Source organism: Limnobacter sp. UBA3528, assembly GCF_002377005.1.
Classification (GTDB): domain Bacteria; phylum Pseudomonadota; class Gammaproteobacteria; order Burkholderiales; family Burkholderiaceae_B; genus Limnobacter.
Genome location: NZ_DFOZ01000013.1, coordinates 112,763 through 119,366, shown reverse-complemented (window position 1 = coordinate 119,366; position 6,604 = coordinate 112,763). Strand labels below are relative to the sequence as shown.

6 protein-coding genes and 1 pseudogene are annotated in these 6,604 nt (G+C 47.0%); 2 read left to right on the top strand and 5 right to left on the bottom strand.

What is annotated here, in order from left to right:
• Positions 1-456: hypothetical protein (locus B4N58_RS03595; RefSeq protein WP_291745847.1), on the top strand; the 456-nt coding region annotated here is incomplete at its 5' end.
• Positions 457-795: 339 nt separating this feature from the next.
• Here B4N58_RS03595 and B4N58_RS03590 read toward each other — a convergent pair.
• From B4N58_RS03590 to B4N58_RS03570, 5 genes and pseudogenes are all read right to left on the bottom strand, one after another.
• Entirely contained in the window at positions 796-2,463 is a 1,668-nt protein-coding gene (locus B4N58_RS03590) for an anti-phage dCTP deaminase (RefSeq protein WP_291745844.1), read from the bottom strand.
• Between the two features lie 647 nt (positions 2,464-3,110).
• Positions 3,111-3,329 (bottom strand): annotated as a pseudogene (locus B4N58_RS03585) (transposase); the annotation flags it as partial.
• A gap of 267 nt (positions 3,330-3,596) precedes the next feature.
• A complete protein-coding gene (locus B4N58_RS03580) occupies positions 3,597-3,761 on the bottom strand; it encodes a hypothetical protein (RefSeq protein WP_291745841.1) in 165 nt (54 codons plus the stop codon).
• Positions 3,762-3,874: 113 nt separating this feature from the next.
• A complete protein-coding gene (locus B4N58_RS03575; RefSeq protein WP_291745838.1) occupies positions 3,875-4,060 on the bottom strand; it encodes a hypothetical protein in 186 nt (61 codons plus the stop codon).
• A gap of 257 nt (positions 4,061-4,317) precedes the next feature.
• Positions 4,318-5,325: an AraC family transcriptional regulator gene (locus B4N58_RS03570; protein WP_156799474.1), complete on the bottom strand. Its 1,008-nt coding sequence runs from the start codon at positions 5,323-5,325 to the stop codon at positions 4,318-4,320.
• Positions 5,326-5,443: 118 nt separating this feature from the next.
• On the opposite strand from B4N58_RS03570, the gene B4N58_RS03565 reads away from it, so the two are divergent.
• A complete protein-coding gene (locus B4N58_RS03565) occupies positions 5,444-6,328 on the top strand; it encodes a fatty acid desaturase family protein (protein ID WP_291745835.1) in 885 nt (294 codons plus the stop codon).
• Positions 6,329-6,604 lie beyond the last annotated feature (276 nt).

Sequence of the window (6,604 nt, the reverse complement as noted above, 5' to 3'; positions counted from 1 at the left end):
CCAGTTTCGACCAGAATACGCATTCTAGCAACCGTGCAAACTATTGATCAAACGTTGACGCGAGCTGTGACATTGATATTTTCATTCTCTGGCGCTCGACGTTTAATGCTGGCAAGTTCAATTTTTTTTAGCGTTGGATTGATTGGTTTGTCTTCAGGTTTTATGGAGTTGTTAAAACTCCAGTTGGAACTAATGAAGGAGGTTCAAACTCTTGCTGGGGTAAGTTTTGAGAAACTTAACGTTGTTGATTGCGCGACAATTGAGCAAGCGCTCGTTAGTACGTGTGATGGATTGAAGGCCCGCGCAGATTTGCTTGACTCTGCGGCACAACTGGCTAACGTGGTAGTAACTTATGCATTTTCGCTCGGATTTTTAGTCGCATTAGCCGCTTTAGCGACCTTTCTTCGGGGAGCGTATTCAGCGAAAGAGACAAATGAGCGGTTCGAAAAACGTTAAATTAAAAAAATCAATAACAGTGGCTATGCACGGTTGGGTAGACTGATGTGAGGATAAAAAGTGGCTAGGGAAAGCGGGATATTCAGTGGCAATATTTGGTTTGAATCTCCCAGGTCAAATTTGGATGATAATTAACCACATGATTTTTAAGCTTGTTTTACTGGGGTTTTGAAGTAATTGTCTCTGATCGCTAGGTATATGGAATTATCATCCGTAGATGCAGGTCTATGGAATCCAATATCAATTTCACAAGTGGAATTTGCTTCAGGTTGCTTAGATGAAGTAGTTGTTTGAGTTAGGTTTACGTTAACGTCAACCATCACGGGTAACTCAAGCTGTTTAGGGTTTGTTTTGGTCATCTACCCCTCCTTTTGGAGTCAACTCAGGAAGTCGAAGTTGTGTGCTTGAAATTTCAGCAACAACCACTTCTTCCAGTCTTGGAATGGCACGAAGACTGACATGCGTAGAGGGCAGTGCGTCCCCTCGTGGTCTTAAGTTTAACACCCCGTCTTCCGATTTTCGAGCCCCTGAATCAAAAAAATTAATGAATCTACGTGGGGCTACACCATCAAATTGCATAAGCTTCACGCCTTTTCCATCGATGGCCTCAGTTAGAGAATCTGAATGAAGACGTGTAGCAAGACTTTTTCTGTAGGGTTCGATGTAATAGATCTCAGAAATCCCTGCAGCGACGAGATGACGGGCACATGAGTGACAAGGATAGGTGGTCACAAAAACTTTACCAGAAATAACGCGATCCCCAGCTACCCGAGAAGCCCCTAATATTGCATGCATTTCGGCGTGAACAGCTCTTGAAAACTCAATCAAATCTTTGACCCTTGAGTCCTTCATAATCACCTTTACCGCCTTGTCATGATCCTCTAGCCTCAATAGTGAGTCATTGACGAGCGCCTCGATAATTTTATTGGCAATGGTTCGTTTTTCTATATCGTTATGACACTTGGTACCTGATTGTGCATAACAACGCTCATCCACTTTGCTGCCTTCTTGGGTTATCTGAAATAACGATGGCTTTCCATATAACCCACCACCGCTGGTGGGAACATCATTCCAGCCAATTGCAAGTAACTCTCCACCTTTTGAAGTGACTGCAGCGCCAACCTGCCTGGACAGGCACGCCGAGTTACGTGCTGCTGAGGCAGCCGCGTACATAGCATTCTCTTCTGACGTTGGCGAAACTATGGCTGTTCGAAATATTAAATTGAAAAAGCGTCGCAATTTCTCGACTAATTGACCAACCGCTTTGTGTTCTGTGGGGCCGAAGGTTGGTCCATCGACACGGAGGAAAAAGTCACACTGAGGAAAGGTTTCTCGAACCGACTGACCATGGCTGAACTCCTCCCCTGAGTCAGTATCAATTAATTTTGCAATGTCCTCAATGGTGAGAGCCCCAGCGCGTTCGAGATTCTTTTTTCTAATTTCAACAGGCGAGAAAACACCTACAGCAATGAGCGCTTCCCCATAAACCAGGCGCAAAAGTTTCAGTTCATCAGCATTCTTTACTGAATCAATAACATGACAAATCTTGTGGGCCTTTATCCGATTCTCGGGTAACTTTTCTCCTTCATTGGCACGATCACTAAATTCACCATATGATTTCAGACGATCAGCGCCTATTTTTGCAATTGCCATCTTTGCCAGAACATCATTGCCAAGCCTGCGCCTTAACTCGTCACCTGCCTTTATAAGAGTATCTATTTCAGAGTATCTGTTGCTTTTATCGATCGGAACACCGACAAAATCTGTATTTATACGAATTAGTTCACTCAATCGAATCTGTTCAGTTCTATATCCAAACTCGCTCAAAGCATTTTTTATTTCGGTTGCTGTTTCATGCAAAGGAGACCCTATTGGTCCGCACAATGCAACAACAAGCTCGGGTGTAAGACTTGCCCCTGCCTCGAAGGTTGAATCCACTGACTTTGCCGACCTCATTTGAGGAATTGGGTCAATATTTGATTTTATTTTTTTTGCTGGGGCCGACAAATGAATCCTCCAAAAAGTTAATTTTTAAAATCGGGGATGCGGACAAAATCTTGGAATTTTTCACGTTAAAAATCCCAGACTTTCACGACATTCAATCGGGCGAAGGTAGCCCAGTGAGCTTTTGATACTTTTTCGTTATACCAGCGCAGGTCAAAACCTCAAGACTTATCGTGCTCTGAGTCCTGCAAACAAGGAATGATTCTTACATCCCATGATAAGGCACATCCAAAAGTAAATCCGATCAAGATTGGAATCATAGCCAAGAGCAGGAACATAGTTGTAATCTCGAACTCTTTGAAGAGATAAATAAATAAAACTATTCCTACAGTGATCGTCATTCCAATAAAATGAAAGAGTCTATACAGCTTTATTTCTTTTGTAGTTAACCCATCACCTTGCATTTTCAGCCTCAAAGAAGTTATTCACCGCAAGTTTTCTTAAGTACCTCCGTCGTTATCGACGTACCAATATCGCTGAAAGAACTTCTAATGTATGTGAAAGTAGTGGCGGCTACTCTCCCGAAGTTCGTTACTTAAAATCATAAGTTGTTGATTTGCGTAAAAGCGTCCTCAATTTGCAAAACTACAAATGCAGCGTCATCTGTGGGTAAAGAGCCCGTAAAAAATTCTATGTACGTTCATTTGGAATCAGGGGTGGTGAACGGTAACGCGTTCACCGAATTCCAGAACAAATCTGTTCAATGCCATTTTCCAGTTTTGTATCGGCATGGTCCACTTTCGGCTGGCCTGCTCGATGGCAAGATACACCACCTTTCTGGCCGAGTCATCTGTAGGGAATACTTTTCTTCGTTTGGTGGCTGCGCGAATCACGCTGTTCAAGAACTCCACAGCGTTGGCGATGTAGATGTCTATCGTTTGACGTCGTCGTTCATTTCTTTGCTCATCAGTGATTTCTCCATCCTTATCACCTGAGCAGATTTTCACTGGGTCATTACAATGAGCGAAAAGAATATATACAAATAACTCGCCTACGTCGTGACTTTTCTTGCTCATTGACCCGTTAGGGCGGGACTTTGTACTTCGCCTGGTCAAAATGTCATGACAAATCGAATTGATGGTTTGCCCGGTACAGCGACAAAGTCCACACGGATTGGATGTGTATCTGACGTTTTATCATCGCTGCACATGCATCGCGTGCGGCCCATTCAGGTTGGTTCTTTCAACAGCCAGGTCAATTGCATGGTCGATCCACGCTGTAGGGTTTTCAAACACACCGCCACCAACCCGGGTCAGGAATACGGTAGGGTTGCTCGTTTCCCTTGCGTTCAGTACCCCCACGCGTAGCGTGGCCTCGTAGCATGCTTCAAGTACAAGTTGTGCAAACGGTGCTCACAATTCCGGTGACCGTTCCTGGTTATAGCCAAGTGGCAGCGCTGAACAAAACACCCGCGTTATTTTTGATCCGGGGATGCGCCTTTGGCTATCACTTGGACGTTCCCGTGCACACCCACTTTCAGCAGCGCCTTGTGTTGCTCACGCTGCGCAGCGTCTGCCATTTGCAGTTTTTGATTCAATGCGCGCATTACTTCACTGAAAATCATGGTGTAGCCGATTGGAAATCGCCTCCAAAGATCCACTCAATTTCCTGTTCAGCTCCGGTTCGGCCAGTAATTAAATCAGCATACCAAAACGGCGCCTAGCAAGGTAAACGGAGGGAATTACTTGAGTAATCACCAGCAGCCGCGTTGTTTTCGACTTTAATTTCACTTTTCAAGTTTTCTACCTCACCAGTCAGTTCTTGTTTTCGACTTTAATTCGGGTGAGTCGCTGATCGCATGCCTCGCGAGGCCCATGAATTCTAGGGCCTAGTTTTCGACTTTATTGGTTAAGAACATCAACATTGATTGCGGCGATATTCGCCAGGTGAGCAGTTGTACCAGCGACGAAACGCCCGTGTGAAGCTGGCGGTGTCGCCATAACCCAGGTGAAGCGCCATTTCATCCAGTTTCATTTGAGTGGAAAGCAGCTGTTCCGCGAGTTGCTGGCGCTCCGCATCCAGCAGGTCACTGAAACTTACACCTTCTTCCGCCAATCGTCGCCTTAGGCTTCGGGGCGAAATTGACAGCGATCGCGCAACGTCCTCCAGGGTAGACAGAAGCCCCATCGGTCCAAGCAGGATTCGACGAACCTGGCCAGTGACACCTTCGACTTGGCGCTGGCGCAATTGCCGGGCGCACTGGTCTTCAAAAACGCGCAGCAGATGTGGGTCACAGGTCGGTAGCGTCATCTCGGCATGACGGCAATCCAGCATGATTGCATTGTGGTTGCAGCCCGTGTGTGGGCGAATACCGGTCAGTTCTTCGATACGTTGCGCATGAGGTTCGGGAAGATGCTGAAACTCAAGGCTTTGCACAGGTACGCCATTTAATCCCAATTCGCGCAGCAAGTTGAAGGCTGTCCCGATATCGCGTTCAAGAAGAAAGTGGCGAAGGGGCTGGGCAATGTCGTCTGGATCTGCGGCAAGTCCAAATGATGTGTTGGTGTGAATAATTGAAAACTTGCAGTAGGCGGTGCTCAAGGGCAAGTAACGTATTGCGGTTTGCACTGCCGAAGCCAGCGTGGGGCTGGTTCGAATGGCAAAGCCCCAAATACCGAAGGTGGACACGTTGTATTGCAGGCCAAGTTCAAAACCAAGGGCTGGTCGGTCGGGCAGGCTCATGATCATGTTCTCGAGCAAGCGCATTTCCTGACTGCGTTGCAACCAGGTGTCGGAACGCGTCAAATCATCAAGCTCTACGCCGGTTCCCAGCAAACAGGTTTGCGCATCGACGCCAAAGCGTGCCGCAAAATTGACCATTACCTGGGCAATCACAGCAGGGTGCATCAATGGGGTTGCCCGCAAAACTGACTCCTGAGAAAGTTGGCCCGAAATGCTTGTATCGAGACCTGAAATGCGCTGTCTGAATCCAGACCAAAAGGATACATTCAAGCTACCAAAACACAATATCCATGAGACACCGATGCAGGCAAACCTGAATGAATTGAACCGGGAAGCGATTGAGGCTTCCAAAGAGTATACGGGCGAACTCGCTTGGCTAACGATTGGGCTGACCGCATTTGTACTGGGTGCTATGGTCCTCTTGTTGTGGTTGTTTGCCGCGGAAAATCTCAGCCTTTGGATTGCCATACCAGCCTATGCGGCATTGACTTATATGTCGTACACCCCCCTACACGAGGCCGTGCACAGCAACATTCACGGCAAGCATGAGCACCTCAAATGGGTTAACGACCTGTGTGGCTACCTGGTGGCTGCCTTGATCATGGTGCCCTACTCAACCCACAAGGTAGAGCACTTCACCCACCACCGTTACACGAATCAGCCCGACAAAGACCCAGATTATGTGGTCAGCAATATGCGTCACGGATTCTTCTCATTTGTAGCCAGTGGATTTCATTTCTTGTGGGTTCAAATTACGTTTCTGTTTCGCGATTACTGGAAAACAACGAGCTTGAAAGACCGCGCTATTTATTTGGCGGAGATTGCATTGACGGTGGCGTGGCGCGTTGCATTTGGATTGTTGGTTGGAACGGCTGAAGTGGCGTGGTTGCTGGTCGGCGGCTATTTGATCGGCGCCTTTTTTACAGCCTACTGGTTTGCCTACCGGCCACATCACCCTTACGACAATGTCAACCGTTATCAAAACACCAACAGTTTGATTGTGCCTGTCTGGATGAAGCCGCTGGAATGGTTTTGGTTGGGGCAGAATCTACATTCAATTCACCACCTGTTCCCTCGGGTTCCCTTTTACCACTATCATGCGTTGCACCGTAAGATCGAACCCGTGTTGCGCGCGCACGGTACGCCGATTGTCGGAATATTCAGCAGGCAAAGAGTCGGCGAATGAAGTCGATAACGGCGGGCTTAACTAAGCTGGGCTGAATCGCACCAAACTCAAATCTGAGGTGGTCAAGTTTGCACTTATACAAAAGCCTTCCTCCTCTGTGGATACCCCGTTCAACGGCCTGCCGATAATCAAGGCTCCCTTTTATGGAGCACGGTAGATGGAACAAGAAAAACAAGAAGATCAAACCCGGTTCATGCGTATATAAAGAGGCTGATTGCGGGAATCAAGGACGATGTGCAAGGCAGTGTTGCCTCGCTGAAAGAAACCAGTTGCAGT